Source organism: Brachyspira pilosicoli (genome assembly GCF_008016535.1).
Classification (GTDB): domain Bacteria; phylum Spirochaetota; class Brachyspiria; order Brachyspirales; family Brachyspiraceae; genus Brachyspira; species Brachyspira pilosicoli_A.
In genome coordinates, this window is the sequence record NZ_SAXY01000030.1 from 1 (window position 1) to 20148 (window position 20148).

A 20148-nucleotide genomic window follows, 5' to 3' on the forward strand; every position below is an offset into this window, starting at 1 on the left:
TAGTGTCATGGAGCCATAGATATTGTACTTTTACTTGCTATAATATTTTTGATTCTTTCTTTGATTGTAATATACAATAACGAAGAAATCAATCTTTGATTGTTATAAAAATGTGTATATTCTTTTAATTTTTATCTCAATAATTCTACTGTGATATTTTTATTTAATCGTGAATAAAATTCTCTTTCGTCTATACCGTGTACTCTTTCTACTACGCCATTGTATCTTGGTGTTGCTATAGGAATATATATCCTCTCTAATTTATTTTTTAAGCAGTATTCATCAAAAATATTGATTTTAGGAGTATTAATACAGCGATAAGTATATTCTCTACCATTGTTGCCACAGGCACTTCCTTCGGTCGCAGTTTGTATAGCCTGTATCTTAAAAGGTGAAGTTTTTAAGACATATTTTAAGAAAGATAAAGCACTAGAAGGTGTTTTATCTTCATAGATCTGCCTCCAACTATAACGAGTAGCTAAATCTACAGCAGTGAATTGATAGACTCTTTTTCTGCCTAATTTGATATATTTTACCGAAGGTACGCAAGGAGGTATCTATTTGAACTATTTTGCCTTCTTTTTGTATTTTAGAGACAAATTTTCGTTTATCATATCGCTTCTTTTTCTTTTTTATTTTGTATCTCCAAAGATTATTTCTTTTTAGTACATTCTCTATAGCTGTAACACCTATCTTAATGCCTTTACGATTTAAATATGCTTTAATATAATGCTTACCTCGATATTCTTTAGTATAGAGTTCAATAATTAAATTAATAGCTTCTTGATTATTAAAGATATTTGGAGAAGTTTTCGGTCTAGTGCTAAAATTGGCGACAGTTCCAGTGTCTTTATATTTTTTAAGCCAAGCATAAAAAGTAGATTTGGGTATTTCTTCTATCTTTAAAAATCTTTTAATATTTTTAGTTTCTAATGCTTCATCCACTATAAATAATTTAAATTCTGTGCTATAATCTTTTTTCATAGTAGCATCCTTTTTATTTGTTTTATGTTCAAAATATTATAACAAGGATACTGCTTTTTTTATACTAAAAAATGTCCAATATCTCACACTCCTAAACAAAATAATTATAAAAACTATTGACTTTTTAATTATTTATAATATAATATATTACTATGAAAGGTAATATTATTTCAAATACAAATAATTTTCTAGCTTATTACTTTAAGTCTTTTTATTATTTTGGCGTTTAAAACGCCAGAGTATCTTTTTTTAAACAACCACACATATACATTTAATTAAAAAATAAAAACATTATTATAAAACATAATGCTTATTATTAATAAATTACTATCAAAAAATAAATATATATTTTAAGGAGAAAACAATCATGATTATTGTAATGAAACCAAACGCCAAAGAAGAACAAGTTAATAATATAACAGATAGATTAACAAATTTAGGACTAGGTACAAATAAAATAGTAGGTGTAGACTGCACAGTTATAGGTATTGTAGGGGACACTTCAAAAGTAGATAAAGAATTAATAGCAACATTACCTGGAGTAGATAAAGTATTAAAAGTACAAGAGCCATTCAAAAGAGCAAACAGAGCATTCAAAAAAGAAGATACTATAGTAGATGTAAGCGGAGTAAAAATAGGAGGAGAGAAACCAGTAATTATAGCAGGACCTTGTTCTGTAGAGAGCGAAGATCAAGTAATAAATATAGCAAAAAGCGTAAAAGCATCAGGAGCTTCAATACTTAGAGGAGGAGCTTTCAAACCAAGAACTTCCCCTTATGCATTCCAAGGTTTAGCACTTGACGGACTTAAAATATTAAAGCTTGCAAAAGAAGAAGTGGGCATTCCTATTGTAAGCGAAATTGTATCTATAAGACACTTAGAAGATTTTGAAAATACTGTTGATATGATTCAAATAGGAGCAAGAAACATGCAAAACTTCGAACTTTTAAAAGAGGTTGGTAAATTAAAAAAGCCAATACTTTTAAAAAGAGGTTTAGCTAACACTATGGAAGAATGGCTTATGAGTGCAGAATATATATTAGATAAAGGCAATCCTAATGTGGTGTTGTGTGAGAGGGGTATAAGAACATTTGAAACATACACAAGAAACACTTTCGATGTATCAGCCATACCAGTAATAAAAAGAATGAGTCATTTACCAGTTATAGGCGACCCTTCACATTCAAGCGGAAGAGCGTGGATGGCATTACCGCTCACACTTGCTGCTATTTCCGCAGGTGCTGACGGTATGATTATAGAAGTACATAATGACCCAGAGCATGCTTTATGTGACGGTGCACAGTCTATAAAACCTGATACATTTGCAGACGTAATGGAAGCAGTTAATATGATTAGCGAAACTGTATCCAAAATAAAAGCAAAACACAACGGAAGAGTTTATACAAAGTAAAATATTTTGATTTATAATAGGAAAAACTGCACAAATATTTGAAACTAAAAAATACAAATTGAGAATAAAATTATAACCTTACATTATAATTTTTATATATTAATTATACTGTAAGGTTTTTATTATTTTATTTCATAAATTTGATATATTATAAAAATTTCATTTAAATATTTTTCTGCTATGTATGTATCATTTGTTATGATATCATATAGTTGATAAATTTCATCTTTAAATATACATTCTTTATCTGGGGTTATTAAACAGCCGTAATCACCAAACATAGGATCAATTTCAGATTTGAAATTTTCTAGATTACCATCATATTTTATTTCTAATTCTTTTAAAGAATACGATTTATCTAATACTTTCACTGTCCAATTACCAGATAATCCTGTTTTATATTCTGGCACAAGCTTACCATTATAATATATATAATTTGTTATTCCTAAAACACCCTCTATTTCGTTATAAGATCCCTCATAAAATTTTTTAAATGTAGGATTTGTTTTTACTAAGTATTCTATATTATCAACGCCTTTATATTTATATGCATAATCTAAATGTAATTTATGCCCATATAATTCCTCAATATCTTTTTCTGTAAAATCTTTATCGTTTAAAGCAATATTAATTAAATTTCTTATATGATAATATGTATAAGGTTTTCCGCTAATAAAACGGTATGATACAAATGGATTGTAAGCTCTTCCATCTATCCAGAACATATTTTTTATTGTTTCATAAGATAAATCTTTAAATCTTAAGGCATCATAATCATTATCTATTTTATTATATTTTATATCAAATAGATAATATAAAAAATCTATTTTTAATTGCTGTTTTTGATTATTAACTAGTTCATTATCGCTAATTCTATTATTAATTATACCACCAAACAGACCGAATATACTATCATACATTGCTTTAGCATTTTCATGTTCTTCATAATTAAAATTTTTAAAGTAGTTTGTTCTAAATGTATCAACACTATACATATCAAAACAAAATATATTAAAATTGATTATGAACATAAAAAAAATTATTAGTTTTTTCATATAAATTGTTCCTTAATAAAATTTAATATTTTTTGAATTAGAGCCATATAAAAATATACAGCTCTAACTTAATATGATTGATTTTTAGGAATTATTTTTTATTAAAAATATATTACTCATTAGTTGCAAAATAATCATTTATCTCCATCAAATTTGTAACATATCTTTTTGTTATTTCATCGTCATATTTAAATATTATTATGTTTGTACTTTTTGTAATATTATTTGTTGTATCCGATGAATAGCTGGTTATAGTATCATTTTTAATTTCAAAATACATATATGAATCTGCAAATTTAAATAAGGCTGTATCTTTTTTTGGAGATTCTAAATATTGAGTAGTCGCAGCTGTTCCTATAAAAAATAATCCATTAGCTATTGCTCCCCATAAATTATTTTCATCTTCCAAGGACTGAATTACAAAATTATAATCTGAAAATCCAATCCAAAATTTTGTATTATTCTCTTCACAGCTGTATGCTTTTCCTGATACTTTATCTATCCATTTTTCTGTTCTTTTTTCTGCTGTTTCATTACAGGATATTATTAAATATGATATTATTAGCAATATAATAAATATTTTTTTCATGATTATGCCTTTTATTTTTATCTTTATAGTTTTCATTATTAATCTTTAGTTATATATTTTCCTTGAGAATCTTTAAAATTACCAGTAACAATAATAATTATATCTATTAGTTCTATAAGAGGCGGTATAAACCAAAATATTATACCTAATCCAAGTGTTATTATTGGTATGATAAAAAGTATAAACAATGTAGTTATTAATATTACTATTGCACTTATAATTTTACCAGCATAAAATCTATGTATTCCTAGCGTACCTAAAAAAATACAAAGTAATAAGGATGTTCCCCAGCTTTTTACAGATTTTTCATTAGAGTTTTGATTTTGCCTCACTCCGCAATAAGAACATAATTCTGCTTTGATTTTAATTGGTTTTCCGCAAGAACTGCAAAACTGTTCATCTGATTGTTTGTTGTAAGAAATAATACTTTCTTGTGTTTGATTTAATTGGCTGTTATTTTCTTCTAACATTTTAGACTCCTTAAATTTGTTTGATTTATATAAAATAAATTTATATACATAATTAATAAATTGAATATATTATAAGATTTTATATATTTAAGAGTAAACATAATATTTTTTATCTTGTTGAATATGATATGAAATAAATTTTTAGATAAATATGATATTAGTGCGGTGCGGTGCGGTGCGGTGCGGTGCGGTGCGGTTATTTTTTATAATTATTTGAATTGATTTACACATACCATTTATTATATAAAAATAATTTAATAAGTCAAGTTTTATTTATAGAGTTATTTCAAAAGTTTTTAAAATATTTAATATAATTCTATATTTGCACTTTTTGATTCCTTAGATTTATATCTTCATAATAATATAAAATGTAAGATAACGCGTATATTTTGGATAAAAATGCAGTTGTTTTGCTTATTTTATACCAATAAAAGAAGTGGGGGGGCAAAGCCACCACAAATAAAAAAACTTTAAATTTTTTTGACAAAATATAGTTATTTAAATATATACTAAAATAATTGTATCTTAATCAAATTTTTTTATTGTTCTTTTTCCCGCCGCAAAAAGAACCAAAAAGTGCAAATGTTCCAACTTTTATAAATATAAAATAATATAGCCATATTTTAACAAAACTAATTCAATTTTTTACAATAAAAAAGCGATAATACAATTCGTACTATCGCTTATTATATCATCAATATTATTTTTTTATCAAACTGTAATTTGCATTACATCTTCTTCTTTAGCTGAAGAATCTATATCATTATCATTACTCATATCACCGCTTTCTTTGTTGTAAACATGTAATTTATTATAAAGTTTAACACCAGTACCAGCAGGTATAAGATGTCCAATAATAACGTTTTCTTTTAATCCAAGCAATTTATCAACTTTACCTTTAATAGCAGCATTAGTCAATACTTTAGTAGTTTCTTGGAATGAAGCAGAAGATATAAAGCTTTCAGTATTAAGAGCAGCTTTAGTTAAACCAAGAAGTACAGGCTTACCGCTTGCAGGAGAACCGCCAGCCTCTTCATAACGTCTGTTTTCTTCTTCAAACTCATACTTATCAACATACTGACCAACAATATATTTAGTATCACCTGGGTCAATAATCTCAAGTCTTCTAAGCATCTGTCTAATAATTAAAGCGAAGTGTTTATCATTAATGCCTACACCCTGTTTATTATAAACGCTCTGTATCTCTTCAAGCAAATAAGTTTGTAAAGCCAAATCACCCTGAGTTTCCAATATATCATGAGGGTTAATTTTACCATCACATAATTGAGTACCAGTTTTAACATAGTCACCATTTCTTACCAACAATTTTTTACCATGAGGAACTAAATGTTTAGTTTCATCAAACTCGTTTCTAATCTTAACAACCTTTTTACCCTTATGAGAACCGCCGATTTCGACCTCACCGTCAATACCAGCAATAATAGCAGTATCCTTAGGTTTTTGAGCCTCAAGTAACTCTTGTACACGAGGTAAACCACCTGTAATGTCATTACTTTTCTGTTGTACACGAGTAGTTTTAGCTATAACCTCACCCACTTCAACTCTTTGGTTATTTTCAACCATAAGCTGAGCACCATTAGGTATATCAGTTTCAAAAGTTTCATCACCATCTACAATGAGTATTTTAGGCTGCATACTAGCATCTTTAAACTCTTGAATAATCTTAGTAACGTTACCAGTCTGCTCGTCTATAGCCTCAACCATAGTTCTGCCAGTAATGATGTCTTGATATCTTACTATACCAGCTTTTTCAGATATTATAGGTTCATTATAACCATCAAAGCTAGCAATTACTGTATTAGCATCAATAAATACATTTTCGTTAACTCTATATTCACTACCTACTTTAATAGGTATATTATGCTTAGCACCTGTAATCATTAGATATTTATTATCGCTAGTAATTTTCAAAGTACCATTATGTGTAGCTTTTATATCCTCACCCTCTTTTGTAGTAGCAATAACGTCACCTATAAGTACTTTTGCATTGTCTTCTTTTAAGATATCTTTTATAGAGCTTTTTTCCCATTTGTTAAGTACACGTCTTATTAAAAGCTCACCATTTCTTGCTGTAATTTTTATACCATTAGGCTGTACAACATAATTAGAGAACTGCTCAATATATATAGGGTAATTAAGCTTAACTTCATTTTCTTCAACAGACTGAGTAGCAACACCTCCAATGTGGAAAGTTCTCATTGTAAGCTGAGTACCCGGCTGACCAATACTTTGAGCTGCCACTACACCCACAGCCTCACCAATAGAAGCAAGTGTATTAGTAGATAAGCTTCTTCCATAACATTTTTGACAAACACCCATTCTGCTTTCACAAGTAAGCGGATGTCTTATTCTAATTTTCTCTATACCAGCCTGTTCTATTCTATCAGCAATCTCTTCTGTAATCTCAGTATTAGCCTCACATATAAGCTCTTTAGTTTGAGGATGATAAATATACTCATTACTAAAGAAACCAACAACTCTCTCTTTTAATGATTTTTTAATCTCATCATATTCTTTAATAGGCTCAATCTCAATACCATTAACAGTACCGCAGTCATGTTCTGAAACAACAACCCCAATAGCAACATCAACCAATTTTCTAGTAAGATAACCAGCACTAGAAGTTTTTAATGCAGTATCGGCAAGACCTTTTCTAGCACCGTGAGTAGAGATAAAGTACTCTTGTACAGTAAGACCCTCTTTGAAGTTTGAAATAATAGGAAGTTCTATAATATCACCATTAGGCTTAGCCATTAGTCCTCTCATACTTGCAAGCTGTCTTATCTGCTGCTTAGAACCTCTAGCTCCAGACTCTGCCATTATATATATAGGATTAAATCCGTCTTGGTCTTGTCTTAAGTTATCCATCATAGCGTCAGTGATTCTACCCTCTACAGCAGTCCATAAGTCTTTTACCTTCTGGCTTCTCTCATCATCTGTAATAATACCGTTCATGTACTGGTCTCTAAGCTGTTCTACCTGTTTAGTAGCCTCTTCAATTTCATGCTTTTTCATTGGAGGAATAAGTATGTCAGATACAGATATTGTAGAACCAAATACTGTAGCACTTTGGTAACCAAGTTCTTTAATATCATCAAGCATATTAACAGTAGTAGCAGTACCATGTTTTAAATATACTTCATGAATAAATTTAGCTAAATCTTTACTTCCGAAATCTCTGTTTTGGAATCTAAAGTCCTCAGGTATCACCTGATTAAACTTAATTCTTCCAACAGAAGTTTCAACAAATTTTTCTTCTCCATCTTTATCTTTCATAAGAACTTTAATTCTAGCTTCAAGCTCAATTAAATTGCTGTCATAAGCAAGCAAAGCATCTTCAGGAGAAGCAAATACTTTATTTTCACCCTTCATACCGCTTCTTAATTTAGTCAAATAACTAATACCAAGTACAATATCCTGAGTAGGGTTAACAATAGGCTCACCATTAGCAGGGTTTAATATGTTATGAGGAGCAAGCATTAAAGTCCAAGCTTCAATTTGTGATTCTGCAGAAAGCGGAGTATGAACTGCCATCTGGTCACCGTCAAAGTCAGCGTTATAAGCGTGACAAACAAGCGGGTGAAGCTGAATAGCCTTTCCTTCAACAAGCACAGGTTCAAAAGCCTGTATACCAAGTCTGTGAAGTGTCGGAGCACGGTTTAAAAGTACAGGGTGCTCTTTAGCAATCTCTTCTAATACTCCCCAAACTTCTTCTCTGCCTTCTTCTACAAACCTTTTTGCAGATTTTATGTTATGAGCAGAATTAATCTCAACTAATTTTTTCATTATAAATGGCTTAAATAATTCAACAGCCATTTTTTTAGGAAGACCGCATTGATGCATTTTTAGTATAGGACCAGCAACAATAACTGAACGTCCTGAATAGTCAACACGTTTACCCAAAAGGTTTTGACGGAAACGACCTTGCTTACCCTTTAACATATCTGAAAGAGATTTTAAAGCTCTGTTTCCAGGTCCTTTTACAACCTTTTTTCTCTTACTGTTATCAAATAAAGCATCAACTGCCTCTTGAAGCATTCTCTTTTCGTTTCTTATAATGATATCAGGAGCTCTTAAAACTAATAATCTCCTTAAACGAATATTTCTATTTATAACTCTTCTATAAAGGTCATTCAAATCTGAAGTAGCAAATCTTCCACCATCAAGCTGAACCATAGGTCTTAATTCTGGCGGAATAACAGGTACAACATCAAGTATCATCCAAGTAGGGTCATTACCTGATGATTTGAAATCTTCAAAAATCTCAAGACGTTTTCTAAGTCTTCTGTCAGATTTCTCACCCTTTTTAATCATTTCTTCTCTAAGTTTTCTGATTTCTTCGTCCATGTCAAGGTCTTTAAGCATATCGCGTATACCTTCAGCACCTATACCAATACGAATATTGTCACCATATCTATCTAAAGCTTCATTATATTCATCTTCAGTAAGCAAATCGCCCTTAGAATAATCACTATCACCCGCATCAATAACAACATATCTCTCAAAATAAAGTACGCTTCTTAAATGAGATATATTCATGTTTAGAAGAAGTCCGATTCTAGAAGGGGCGTTTCTGTAATACCAAATATGAGCAACAGGAGCAGCTAACTCTATATGACCCATTCTCTCACGTCTTACTTTAAAATGTGTAACTTCAACTCCACACTTATCACAAACAACACCTTTATAACGTTTGCTTTTAAACTTACCGCAATAACATTCATATTCTTTAGTAGTTCCAAATATCTTCTCACAAAAAAGCCCATCTCTCTCAGGTCTTAAAGTTCTGTAGTTGATAGTTTCTGGTTTTTTAACTTCGCCATAACTCCACTCTCTCATAACCTGAGGACTTGCTATACCTATTTTTATTTGGTCAAAGTTTGTAAATTGCATTAAACTTCTCCTAATTATTTAAAAATCTTAGTTTGTTTTTTAGTTTTTTTCTTTAATTCTTTTTCAGTAGAAGGAAGCTGATTGCCCTCTTCATCGTGAATAGTGATATTAAGACCCAAACCTCTAAGCTCTTGAACCAATACGTTAAAGCTTTCAGGTATACCCGGAGAAGATATAACATCACCTTTAACAATAGATTCATATATTCTAGCACGACCTGTCATATCGTCAGATTTAACAGTTAAGAACTCTTGAAGCATATTTGCAGCTCCATAAGCCTCTAATGCCCACACTTCCATCTCTCCTAAACGCTGACCACCAAATTGTGATTTACCGCCCAAAGGCTGCTGAGTAACAAGTGAGTAAGGACCAGTACTTCTAGCGTGAACTTTATCTTCAACCAAGTGATTAAGTTTAAGCATATACATGTATCCTACTGCTACATCATTTTTGAAAGGCTCACCTGTTCTGCCGTCAAAGAGTTTGACTTTACCAGTAGGGTTAAGACCAGCTGATATCATAGCCTCTTTTAACTCATCTTCCTTAGGACCTTCAAATACAGGACAAGCATATTTTAAGCCCATCTTATGACCAGTCCAACCAAGTAACATCTCAATTACCTGACCAATGTTCATACGAGAAGGTACACCAAGAGGGTTCAAACAAATATCTACAGGAGTACCATCCTCTAAATAAGGCATATCTTCTATAGGCATTATTCTAGCAACAACCCCTTTGTTACCGTGACGACCAGCCATTTTGTCGCCTTCTTGTATTATACGTTTCTTAGCTAAGAATACTTTTACTACTTCCTCAACGCCAGGCTTTAATTCATCGCCATTTTCCCTGCTATAAACTCTTACATCTATAACAGTACCGTCTTTACCATGAGGAACTCTTAAAGAAGTATCTTTTACATCTCTTGACTTCTCACCAAATATTGAATGAAGAAGTCTGTATTCTGGAGTAACCTCTGTTTCACCTTTAGGAGTTACTTTACCAACTAATATATCCCCAGCTTTTACTTTAGCACCTATTCTTACAATACCTCTCTCATCGAGATTTTTGAATGCAGAATCTGGTACATTTGGTATATCTCTAGTAATATTTTCTTTATCTAATTTTGTCTCACGAGCTTCAACCGAAAACTCTTCTATGTGAATTGAAGTAAATACATCTTCTTGTACTAATCTTTTGCTTAAAAGAATAGCGTCCTCGAAGTTGTAGCCTTCAAAAATCATGAATGCTGCCAAAACATTTCTTCCAAGTGCCAATTCACCATGGTCTGTAGCAGGGCCGTCAGCTAAAAGCCCGCCAGCTTTAACAGTGTCACCCACATTAACTACAGGTCTTTGATGATAATTAGTATCTTGGTTAGTTCTTTGATATTTTATAAGTTCATAAACATCATAATCATCATCGCTATTTTGTTTTGTAGGTTTAATAACTATTTCATCATGAACTACTTTTATAACCTTACCAGCTCTTTTTGCATGAACAGCAATACCAGTGCCGGGCTGACAGATTTTTGCTTCTACTCCAGTACCAACTATAGGTGATTCTGGGAATAAAAGAGGTACACTTTGACGCTGCATGTTTGAACCCATCAAAGCTCTGTTAGCGTCGTCATGCTCTAAGAATGGAATTAGTGAGCTTGAAAGTGAAACAATCTGCTGAGGTGAAACGTCCATATACTGTACTTGATCTGGTGTAGAATATGGGAATTCACTTCTATATCTTGTAGAAATAAGATTTTCTTTGAATGTTCCATCTTCATTTAAAGGAGCATTAGCATCAGCAATATGATAACGTTCTTCATCATGAGCTGTTAAGTATTCTATCTCATCAGTTACTTTACCATTAACAACTTTTCTATATGGAGTCTCTAAGAATCCATGTTTATTTATTTTAGCGTATGTAGCAAGTGAAACTATAAGACCGATGTTTGGACCTTCAGGAGTTTCAATAGGACATATTTTACCGTAGTGAGTATGGTGTACGTCACGAACCTCAAAACCAGCCCTATCTCTTGTAAGACCTCCGGGACCTAAAGCGTTAAGTCTTCTTTTGTGCGTAATCTCTGATAATGGATTGTTTTGGTCCATGAACTGAGATAATTGGCTTGTACCATAAAACTCTTTAATTACCGCTTGTATTACTTTTATGCTTACAAGTGATTGAGGAGTTACAGCTTCCATGTCTTGCATTTGCATTCTCTCTTTCGCTGCTCTCTCCATTCTTGTAAAGCCTATTTTTATTTGCATAGCCAATAATTCACCAACGCTTCTTATACGTCTGTTGCCTAAATGGTCTATATCATCTAATTGCTCTTCATTTATGAAAACTTTTATTAAAAAACGAATTGTCTCTATTATATCTTTATGTCTTAAAACCTTATCCTGCTCGCTTTCTGGAAAGTTTAATCTCTTGTTTATTTTGTAACGTCCAACATCACCTAAAGTATACAATTTAGGGTCAAATACTAAATCATTACAAGTTTTAACAACGTTCTCAATTAAAGCAGGCTCCCCTGGTCTTATTACATTATAAATCTTTGTACAAGCTTCTTTCTGATTTTTTGTAGTGTCTTTATCTAAAGTATTAATTATAGTAACATTGTCTTTTATTGCTTCCATATTTAATACTTCAATTTCATCTATGCCGCTCATTAAAAGTCTTTCAGCCAAGTTTTGGTTAATAAGCTCGCCCGGGTTTAATATGATTTCTTCTGGGTTTTCTTTATCAAACACTGTTGAATATGAACGTCTTCCTATAAGTGCTGCTTTTTTCTCTTCATCAGAAAGTTTAGCCAAAGATATTTTATCTATTTCATAGAATAATTTTAAAATTTCTTCATTAGTTGTGATACCAATAGCCCTCAAAAATACTGTAACAGGAAGTTTTTTCTTTCTGTCAATTCTTACATACATTATATCTTTTTTGGTATCAAGTTCAAACTCAAGCCAAGTACCCTTATCTGGAATAATCTTAGCTACAAACATAGCATCTCTATCACTACGGTTAAATACAACACCAGGAGACCTATGAATCTGAGAAACAACAACCCTCTCAGCACCGTTAATAATGAATGTACCCCTATCTGTCATAGCAGGTATTTCACCAACAAAAATTTCTTGTTCTATTATTCTTTCTGGGTCTCTTACAGTTAATTGTACTTTTATTTTGAATTGATAAGCATAAGTTTTATCTCTTCTTCTAGCCTCTTTTTCAGATATTTTAGGCTCACCTATAGAATAAGAAATAAACTCTATTTGCATTTTTTCATTAGTTGCTACTATAGGAAATATTGAAGTTAAAACCTCTTGTAAGCCTTCATTTTTCCTTTTATTTTCAGGAACATCTTTCTGAAGGAAACTTTCATAAGATTCTTTTTGTATAGCGAGGAGATCTGGAGGCTCTATCACAGAAGCCGAACGTGAAAAGTTTACACGGCCATTCTCCATTCTGTATTTTTTTGCGAATTCTACTCCGCGTTCTTTATATACTTTATTATCTATTTGAATGTTATTAGACATATTTAAAGATCTCCACTATATTTATAACAGTTATTATATATTATTATTTTTTTTATTTTCTTAAGATACGCTAATAAGAAGGGTAGAAAACATATCGTACCCTTCTTAAATATAATCAAATATTAATGATATTATTTAATTTCAACTTTACCACCAGCTGCTTCTAATTGTTTTTTGATAGCTGCTGCTTCATCTTTAGAAACGCCAGATTTAATTGTTTCGCCGCCTTTTTCCACAGCGTCTTTAGCTTCTTTTAAGCCTAAACCGCTAACTGCTCTAACTTCTTTAATAAGAGCAATTTTTTGAGCTGCATCAAAACCTGTAAGAATAACGTCGAAATCACTTTTTTCTTCATCAGCTGCTGGAGCTGCTCCACCTGCTGCAGGTGCTGCTGCTACTGCTGCTACCGGCATAGCTGCTGTTACATTAAATTTTTCTTTTATAGCTTCTACTAACTCATGAAGCTCGATAACTTTCATTTCTTCTATTGCTTGTAATATTTCTTCTTTACTTAAAGCCATTTTTATTCTCCTTAAATATTTTCTTTAATTTCTTAGTTTTTAATTTAATATCAACATATTATGCTGATTTCTTTTTTTCCTCTTCAACGCTCTCAAGCACATAAGCAAGCTCTGATATAACGCTTTGCAAAGTGTTTGCAAAACTTGATATAGGAGATTCGAGTGCTGTAACAAGATGAGAAAGTAAAACTTCTCTTGGAGGTATATTAGCTACAACCTGTACATTAGCAGGGTCTAATAAATCCTCACCCATGTAACCGCCTTTTATTTTGATTTTATCATTCTTTTTAGCGGCTTCACTAATCACCTTAGCAGCTGACGGCATATCTTCTTTTGCAAACACAACTGCTGTTGGGTTAATAAACATCTCATCTTTTACTTCTCTGCCTAAATCTTTCAAAGCAATGTCTACTAATGAGTTTTTGCATATTTTTATTGAAGAAGAAGTTTTTGCTAATTCGCGTCTTAAATCTGTTAGCTGTGATACTGTTACTCCTCTATAATCGAAGAATACTAAACCAGCACAACTGCCCATACTTTCTTTAAGAGCTGCAACTGTTTCTATATTTTTCTTATTAGGCATATATCCACCTTCTTCTATTTATATTAAACAATCTCTATAAAACTATTCATATAATGGGATCACAAAATACGACTTCGTTTATAAAAATGTTTATCAGCTAATTATAATTTTATCTTTTTATGGTCTATTTTTATACCAACACCCATAGTTGATGTTACACCAACGCTTTTTATATAATCACCTTTTAAGTCTGATGGTTTCTTTCTTAATATCTCATCATAAAAAGCCCTGAAGTTTTCATTTAATTTATTAACGTCCATAGATGATTTACCTATAGCCATTCTTACAACACCGAATTTATCTGCTCTATATTCCATTCTTCCAGCTTTAAAGCTTTTTACTGCCTGAGCTATATCAAGTGTAACTGTTCCTGTTTTAGGGTTAGGCATAAGTCCTTTTCTACCAAGAATCTGTCCTAATTTACCTACTTCTTTCATCAAATCTGGTGTAGATATTGCAACATCAAAGTCAGTATATCCGCCTTTAATTTTGCTTATTAAGTCTTCAAAACCTACTTCCATAGCACCAGCATTTTTTGCCTCATCTGCTTTCTCTCCTTGAGCAAATACTACTACTCTTTTCTCTTTACCGAAAGCATTAGGGAATGATAATGTATCTCTTATTGTGTGTTTTGGTAGGATATTAAGGTTTATTGTAACCTCAATAGTTTCATCAAATTTACAGGTAGCATTTTTCTTAGCTAAATCAATAGCATCTTCTACAGAATAGAGTGCTAATTTCTCTACTGTCTTTCTTATAGCGTCGTAACGTTTGCCACCTATTTTCTTTTCTTTTGTTGCCATTTTTCTTTCCTTTTTTCAAACGCGTACTTCCATTTATTGTTTATAAATGGTGTTGCCTTTTTTTAATTAACAATTATTCTACTTTAATACCCATAGCACGAGCTGTACCCGCAACTATTTTCTTTGCTGCTTCTATATCATTAGCTGACATATAAGCCATTTTCTCTTGAGCTATCTCTTCAAGCTGCTTTTGATTGATTGTTGCAACTTTTGTTTTGTTAGGCTCGCCTGAACCTTTTTCTATACCCAATTTCTTCTTAATTAAAGTAGAAGTTGATGTACCTTTAGTAACAAATGTATAAGTTTTGTCTTCATACACTGTTATATAAGTGTTTAATAGCTGACCTTTCATTTTAGATGTTTTAGCATTAAAATCTTTAACGAAAGCGGCTATTTGTATTTGTTTCTGACCCAATGCAGGTCCAAGTGGTGGAGCAGGTGTTGCCTCTCCGCCGGGTATTCTAACCTTTACAATACCAACTACTCTTTTAGCCATTTTTACTACCTCTTTTTATTATAATTTCTTTACTTTATTAAAGTCTAATTCTGTTGGGGTACTTCTTCCAAATATCTCTATTTTTACTGTAACCTTACCCTTATCAGCATTAATATTCTCTATTAGACCATTTAAGCCATTGAAAGGTCCATCTATAACCTGTACCTTCTCCCCTATTTCAAATTCCATTCCTATAAGCTCATTAATATCGTTTTTGTTTTTAGATTCTCTATCTTCAAATATACGAGCAACATCAGCCTCACTTAATGGAGTTGGAATTATATTACCTTCTTCTTTAGTTGTAGCATGACTTCCTATAAAGCCTGCAACTCCGGGTGTTCTCCTTACCATAGATTGTGTAGCATCATTCATCACCATCTTAACTAATACATAACCGGGGTAAAAAAACTCTTCTTTAGTTACTTTTTTACCATTTTTATTTTTTTGTACAGTTTCAGAAGGTATGTATATATCTACTACCAAATCAGACATACCATTTTCTTTGATTCTTTTTTCTAAACGTTCACGAACCTTATTTTCATAACCATGCTGAGTGTGAACTATATACCATCTATAATCTCTTTCTTCAGACATATATCACCTACTATATCTATTTTTTCTAATGTATCGTATAGCGAAATAAACTACAAATAAAACTACAACAAGAAGTATTAATACCAAAGCTGTTTTTGACGAAACTATAGAAGACAATATAGAACCATCTAACAATGCTCTAGTTAAAAATGTTACTATATAATCTGCAGCACCCAAAAAAGCAGCAGACAAAATAAGCAAAATTACAACAACAACTGTCTGATTAAGAACCTCCTGACGAGTAGGCCATACACTCCTTTCAAAAAGCTCTTTTTTTATTTCTTCTAAAGAATTAAATAATTTGTTCTTTTTCTTCTCTGCCATATACAATACCTTAAATTTTAATATTAAACTAAGTAAAAAATCAGGTCAGACAGGAGTCGAACCTGCAACACCCGGTTTTGGAGACCGGTGCTCTACCAATTGAACTACTGACCCAAATATATAAAAAATTATCTTGAAACTTTCAATTCTCTATGAACTGTATGTTTTCTATCATGAGGACAATATTTTTTTAACTCTAATTTTTCTTGAACGTTTTGTTTATTTTTAGTTGTTATATAATTTTTTCTTTTACATTCTGTGCATTGCAAATGTATTTGTTCGGTTTTTACTTTATTACCTGCCATTTTTATATCTCCGAAATTTAGACTACTTATATTTTAAGTGGTATTCAATTGTATAACTATTTTTCTTTTATGTCAATACTTTATTATAACAATTTTAACTATAATCCTAATCTATTATACTTCTTTTAATATAAAAAAACAACTGTTATAATTAATCTAAATAAAAAAAATTACTATGTTTGCAAATAGTTTTTAATACTAAAAGTTAATGTCATGGAGCCATAGATATTCTATAATATTTTTGATTCTTTCTTTGATTGTAATATACAATAACGAAGAAATCAATCTTTGATTGTTATAAAAATGTGTATATTCTTTTAATTTTTCTCTTAATAATTCTACTGTGATATTTTTATTTAATCGTGAATAAAATTCTCTTTCGTCTATACCGTGTACTCTTTCTACTACGCCATTGTATCTTGGTGTTGCTATAGGAATATATCTTCGTTCTAATTTATTTTTAAGACAATATTCATCAAAAATATTGATTTTAGAAGTATTAATACAGCGGTATGTATATTCCATACCATTATCGGTCTGTATAGATTGTATCTTAAAAGGTGAAGTTTTTAAGACATATTTTAAGAAAGATAAAGCACTAGAAGGTGTTTTATCTTCATAGATCTGCCTCCAACTATAACGAGTAGCTAAATCTACAGCTGTGAATTGATAAACTGTTTTTCTGCCTAATTTGATGTATTTAGTGTCTATTTGAACTATTTTGCCTTCTTTTTGTATTTTAGAGACAAATTTTCGTTTATCATATCGCTTCTTTTTCTTTTTTATTTTGTATCTCCAAAGATTATTTCTTTTTAGTACATTCTCTATAGCTGTAACCCCTATCTTAATGCCTTTACGATTTAAATATGCTTTAATATAATGCTTACCTCGATATTCTTTAGTATAGAGTTCAATAATTAAATTAATAGCTTCTTGATTATTAAAGATGTTTGGAGAAGTTTTTGGTCTAGTACTAAAATTAGCAACTGTTCCAGTGTCTTTATATTTTTTAAGCCAAGTATAAAAAGTGGATTTATTTATTCTTTCCATCTTTAAAAATCTTTTAATATTTTTAGTTTTTAATGCTTCATCCACTATAAATAATTTAAATTCTGTGCTATAATCTTTTTTCATAGTAGTATCCTTTATTTATTTTTTGTTCAAAATATTATAACAAGGATACTGCTTTTTTTATACTAAAAAATGTCCAATATCTCACACTCCTAAACAAAAAAACACATAATTATTACTTGATTATTTACTATATTAGAAGTATAATTTTTCTAAATAGGTACATTATGAAACAAACAAACAAACAAACAAACAAACAAACAAACAAACAAACAAACAAACAAACAAACAAACAAACAAACAAACAAACAAACAAACAAACAAACAAACAAACAAACAAACAAACTCTCAAGTTTTATTACACTAATCTGCTCTATTTCTATTGCAAAAAATTATATTACAAAATTAGAACTTTCTTTTCTAAGAAACTTTATCTTTATCAAGGACTAATATATGAAAAATAAAATATTTATCTCAAAAATATATTTTATAACTATTAGATATTTGTAAGATTAAATAATAATAATGAGGTATTTTTATATGAAGAAAGTATATGTGGCAGGACATAGAGGTTTAGTTGGAAGTGCTATAGATAGAATACTTACAAAAAAAGGTTATTCTAATATAATAAGAAAAACTCATTCAGAGTTAGATTTAAGAGATAGAAAAAAAGTATTTGAATTTTTTGAAAAAGAAAAGCCGGAATGGGTATTTTTATCAGCTGCTAAAGTAGGCGGAATATATGCTAACAATACTTATCCTGTAGATTTTTTATTATACAACTTGCAAATACAAAATAATATAATAGAAGCTTCTTACACTTATGGTGTTGAAAAATTAATGTTTTTAGGTTCAAGCTGTATATATCCTAAAGAATGCCCACAGCCAATAAAAGAAGAATATTTATTATCAGGATATTTAGAAAGCACAAATCAACCCTATGCTTTGGCAAAAATTACAGGTATAGAATTATGTGAGGCTTATAATAGACAATATAATACTAATTATATATCTGTTATGCCTTGCAATCTTTATGGTATCAATGATAATTATCATCCTGAAAACGCCCATGTTATACCAATGCTTATAAGACGTTTTTATGAAGCAAAAATAAATAATTTGAAAGAAACTGTTATTTGGGGAAGCGGTACTCCTTTAAGAGAGTTTATGTGTTCAGATGATTTAGCAGAGGCTTGTATTTATTTAATGGAAAATAAAGATGCTAAGGATATAGGTAAATTTATTAATATAGGTTCTGGTAAGGAAGTTACTATAAAAGAATTAGCAGAGTTAATAAAAAAAGTAGTTGGTTTTACAGGCGAAATAAAATTAGATAGCTCTAAACCAGACGGTACTATGAGAAAATTATTAGATGTTTCAAAAATAAATTCTTTGGGTTGGAAATATAAAACAGAACTTGAAGATGGTTTAAAAATAGCTTATGAAGATTTTTTAAAAAATCATAATAAATAATAGGATATAATAATATGAAAAAAGCACTTATTACAGGAATTACAGGACAAGACGGTTCTTATTTAGTTGAGTTTTTATTAGAGAAAGGTTATGAAGTACATGGTATAATTAGAAGAAGCTCTTCTTTTAATACAGAGAGAATAGACAACTTGTATCAAGATCCGCATATTAATGATGTTAAGATGTTTTTGCATTATGGAGATTTGTCTGATAGTTCTAATTTATCAAGATTATTAGAAAAAATACAGCCTGATGAAATATATAACTTAGCAGCACAAAGTCATGTAAGAGTAAGTTTTGATATGCCAGAATATACTGCTGATGTTGTGGGTTTAGGTACTATAAGAATACTTGATGCTATTAAAGAAACACGTATAAAAACAAAATTTTATCAAGCTTCAACAAGCGAATTATACGGAAAAGTTGTAGAAACACCTCAAACAGAAAAAACACCTTTTTATCCAAGAAGCCCTTATGCTTGTGCTAAACTATATTCATATTGGATTACAGTTAATTATAGAGAAAGTTATGATATGTATGCTTGCAATGGTATATTATTCAATCATGAAAGTCCAAGAAGAGGTGAAACTTTTGTTACTAAAAAAATTACACATGCAATTGCTAAAATTTTAAATAAAGAACAGGATAAATTATATTTAGGTAATTTGGATGCAAAAAGAGACTGGGGATATGCGAAAGATTATGTTGAGGCTATGTGGCTTATGTTGCAGCAAGAAAAGGCAGAGGATTATGTTATAGCAACTGGTGAAACACATTCTGTTCGTGAATTTCTTGATGAGGCTTTTGGTCTTGTGGGGCTTGACTGGAAAAAATATGTTGAAATAGACCCTAGATACTACAGACCTGCTGAAGTAGATTTACTTTTAGGGGACCCTACTAAAGCAAGAGAAAAATTAGGCTGGAAACCAAAAACCACTTTTAAAGAATTAGTAAAGATAATGCTTGAATACGATTTAAATAGTGTAGGTATGAGTTTGGATAAATTTAAAAATTAAACA

The 20148-nt window shown here is 30.6% G+C and carries 17 protein-coding genes and 1 tRNA gene; 3 read left to right on the forward strand and 15 right to left on the reverse strand.

The window, feature by feature from the left end; genetic code table 11:
• Window positions 1-465 precede the first annotated feature (465 nt).
• Complete coding sequence (locus tag EPJ72_RS04420; protein ID WP_147731018.1) at window positions 466-984, reverse strand: transposase; 519 nt, start codon at window positions 982-984, stop codon at window positions 466-468.
• Window positions 985-1351: 367 nt separating this feature from the next.
• Here EPJ72_RS04420 and aroF point away from each other — a divergent pair, with 367 nt between their 5' ends.
• Window positions 1352-2395, forward strand: a complete 1044-nt coding sequence (gene aroF / locus EPJ72_RS04425; protein ID WP_147731019.1) for a 3-deoxy-7-phosphoheptulonate synthase — start codon at window positions 1352-1354, stop codon at window positions 2393-2395.
• A gap of 122 nt (window positions 2396-2517) precedes the next feature.
• On the opposite strand, the gene EPJ72_RS04430 is transcribed toward aroF, so the two are convergent.
• The 14 genes from EPJ72_RS04430 to EPJ72_RS04495 form a co-directional block, all read right to left on the reverse strand.
• Window positions 2518-3450 (reverse strand): hypothetical protein, encoded by a 933-nt coding sequence (locus EPJ72_RS04430; protein ID WP_147731020.1) that lies wholly within the window; start codon window positions 3448-3450, stop codon window positions 2518-2520.
• 112 nt (window positions 3451-3562) lie between these two features.
• Window positions 3563-4039: a hypothetical protein gene (locus EPJ72_RS04435; protein WP_147731021.1), complete on the reverse strand. Its 477-nt coding sequence runs from the start codon at window positions 4037-4039 to the stop codon at window positions 3563-3565.
• Between the two features lie 38 nt (window positions 4040-4077).
• Window positions 4078-4509, reverse strand: a complete 432-nt coding sequence (locus tag EPJ72_RS04440; RefSeq protein WP_147731022.1) for a TM2 domain-containing protein — start codon at window positions 4507-4509, stop codon at window positions 4078-4080.
• 711 nt (window positions 4510-5220) lie between these two features.
• Window positions 5221-9423, reverse strand: a complete 4203-nt coding sequence (gene rpoC / locus EPJ72_RS04445) for a DNA-directed RNA polymerase subunit beta' (RefSeq protein WP_147731023.1) — start codon at window positions 9421-9423, stop codon at window positions 5221-5223.
• A gap of 14 nt (window positions 9424-9437) precedes the next feature.
• Window positions 9438-12959, reverse strand: a complete 3522-nt coding sequence (gene rpoB / locus EPJ72_RS04450; RefSeq protein WP_147731024.1) for a DNA-directed RNA polymerase subunit beta — start codon at window positions 12957-12959, stop codon at window positions 9438-9440.
• 131 nt (window positions 12960-13090) lie between these two features.
• Window positions 13091-13480, reverse strand: a complete 390-nt coding sequence (gene rplL, locus EPJ72_RS04455; RefSeq protein ID WP_014932352.1) for a 50S ribosomal protein L7/L12 — start codon at window positions 13478-13480, stop codon at window positions 13091-13093.
• 58 nt (window positions 13481-13538) lie between these two features.
• Window positions 13539-14063 carry a 50S ribosomal protein L10 gene (gene rplJ, locus EPJ72_RS04460; RefSeq protein ID WP_147731025.1) on the reverse strand — a complete coding sequence of 175 codons (525 nt, stop codon included), beginning with the start codon at window positions 14061-14063 and terminating at the stop codon, window positions 13539-13541.
• A 101-nt stretch (window positions 14064-14164) separates the two neighbouring features.
• Window positions 14165-14866 carry a 50S ribosomal protein L1 gene (gene rplA, locus EPJ72_RS04465; RefSeq protein WP_147731026.1) on the reverse strand — a complete coding sequence of 234 codons (702 nt, stop codon included), beginning with the start codon at window positions 14864-14866 and terminating at the stop codon, window positions 14165-14167.
• Between the two features lie 73 nt (window positions 14867-14939).
• Window positions 14940-15362 (reverse strand): 50S ribosomal protein L11, encoded by a 423-nt coding sequence (rplK, locus tag EPJ72_RS04470; RefSeq protein ID WP_013244493.1) that lies wholly within the window; start codon window positions 15360-15362, stop codon window positions 14940-14942.
• A gap of 18 nt (window positions 15363-15380) precedes the next feature.
• Entirely contained in the window at window positions 15381-15956 is a 576-nt protein-coding gene (nusG, locus tag EPJ72_RS04475; protein WP_147731027.1) for a transcription termination/antitermination protein NusG, read from the reverse strand.
• Window positions 15957-15959: 3 nt separating this feature from the next.
• Window positions 15960-16280: a preprotein translocase subunit SecE gene (gene secE / locus EPJ72_RS04480; protein ID WP_147731028.1), complete on the reverse strand. Its 321-nt coding sequence runs from the start codon at window positions 16278-16280 to the stop codon at window positions 15960-15962.
• 41 nt (window positions 16281-16321) lie between these two features.
• Window positions 16322-16394: transfer RNA gene (locus tag EPJ72_RS04485), tRNA-Trp, on the reverse strand.
• 14 nt (window positions 16395-16408) lie between these two features.
• On the reverse strand, window positions 16409-16585 hold the full coding sequence (gene rpmG, locus EPJ72_RS04490; RefSeq protein WP_147731029.1) for a 50S ribosomal protein L33: 177 nt from the start codon (window positions 16583-16585) through the stop codon (window positions 16409-16411).
• A gap of 198 nt (window positions 16586-16783) precedes the next feature.
• On the reverse strand, window positions 16784-17719 hold the full coding sequence (locus EPJ72_RS04495) for a DDE-type integrase/transposase/recombinase (RefSeq protein WP_147731030.1): 936 nt from the start codon (window positions 17717-17719) through the stop codon (window positions 16784-16786).
• A 477-nt stretch (window positions 17720-18196) separates the two neighbouring features.
• Between EPJ72_RS04495 and EPJ72_RS04500 the strand changes: the two genes are divergently transcribed.
• Window positions 18197-19129 (forward strand): GDP-L-fucose synthase family protein, encoded by a 933-nt coding sequence (locus tag EPJ72_RS04500; protein ID WP_147731031.1) that lies wholly within the window; start codon window positions 18197-18199, stop codon window positions 19127-19129.
• Window positions 19130-19143: 14 nt separating this feature from the next.
• Complete coding sequence (gene gmd, locus EPJ72_RS04505) at window positions 19144-20145, forward strand: GDP-mannose 4,6-dehydratase (RefSeq protein ID WP_147731032.1); 1002 nt, start codon at window positions 19144-19146, stop codon at window positions 20143-20145.
• Window positions 20146-20148 lie beyond the last annotated feature (3 nt).

What these genes read in the sequence shown, in the direction of transcription:
- rplA (WP_147731026.1), bottom strand. Translation starts at nt 14,866, where the DNA reads ATGGCAACAAAAGAAAAGAAAATAGGTGGCAAACGTTACGACGCTATA.
- gmd (WP_147731032.1), top strand. Translation starts at nt 19,144, where the DNA reads ATGAAAAAAGCACTTATTACAGGAATTACAGGACAAGACGGTTCTTAT.
- EPJ72_RS04420 (WP_147731018.1), bottom strand. Translation starts at nt 984, where the DNA reads ATGAAAAAAGATTATAGCACAGAATTTAAATTATTTATAGTGGATGAA.
- rplK (WP_013244493.1), bottom strand. Translation starts at nt 15,362, where the DNA reads ATGGCTAAAAGAGTAGTTGGTATTGTAAAGGTTAGAATACCCGGCGGA.
- rplL (WP_014932352.1), bottom strand. Translation starts at nt 13,480, where the DNA reads ATGGCTTTAAGTAAAGAAGAAATATTACAAGCAATAGAAGAAATGAAA.
- rplJ (WP_147731025.1), bottom strand. Translation starts at nt 14,063, where the DNA reads ATGCCTAATAAGAAAAATATAGAAACAGTTGCAGCTCTTAAAGAAAGT.
- nusG (WP_147731027.1), bottom strand. Translation starts at nt 15,956, where the DNA reads ATGTCTGAAGAAAGAGATTATAGATGGTATATAGTTCACACTCAGCAT.
- aroF (WP_147731019.1), top strand. Translation starts at nt 1,352, where the DNA reads ATGATTATTGTAATGAAACCAAACGCCAAAGAAGAACAAGTTAATAAT.
- EPJ72_RS04440 (WP_147731022.1), bottom strand. Translation starts at nt 4,509, where the DNA reads ATGTTAGAAGAAAATAACAGCCAATTAAATCAAACACAAGAAAGTATT.
- EPJ72_RS04435 (WP_147731021.1), bottom strand. Translation starts at nt 4,039, where the DNA reads ATGAAAAAAATATTTATTATATTGCTAATAATATCATATTTAATAATA.
- rpoC (WP_147731023.1), bottom strand. Translation starts at nt 9,423, where the DNA reads ATGCAATTTACAAACTTTGACCAAATAAAAATAGGTATAGCAAGTCCT.
- EPJ72_RS04500 (WP_147731031.1), top strand. Translation starts at nt 18,197, where the DNA reads ATGAAGAAAGTATATGTGGCAGGACATAGAGGTTTAGTTGGAAGTGCT.
- EPJ72_RS04495 (WP_147731030.1), bottom strand. Translation starts at nt 17,719, where the DNA reads ATGAAAAAAGATTATAGCACAGAATTTAAATTATTTATAGTGGATGAA.
- secE (WP_147731028.1), bottom strand. Translation starts at nt 16,280, where the DNA reads ATGGCAGAGAAGAAAAAGAACAAATTATTTAATTCTTTAGAAGAAATA.
- EPJ72_RS04430 (WP_147731020.1), bottom strand. Translation starts at nt 3,450, where the DNA reads ATGAAAAAACTAATAATTTTTTTTATGTTCATAATCAATTTTAATATA.
- rpmG (WP_147731029.1), bottom strand. Translation starts at nt 16,585, where the DNA reads ATGGCAGGTAATAAAGTAAAAACCGAACAAATACATTTGCAATGCACA.
- rpoB (WP_147731024.1), bottom strand. Translation starts at nt 12,959, where the DNA reads ATGTCTAATAACATTCAAATAGATAATAAAGTATATAAAGAACGCGGA.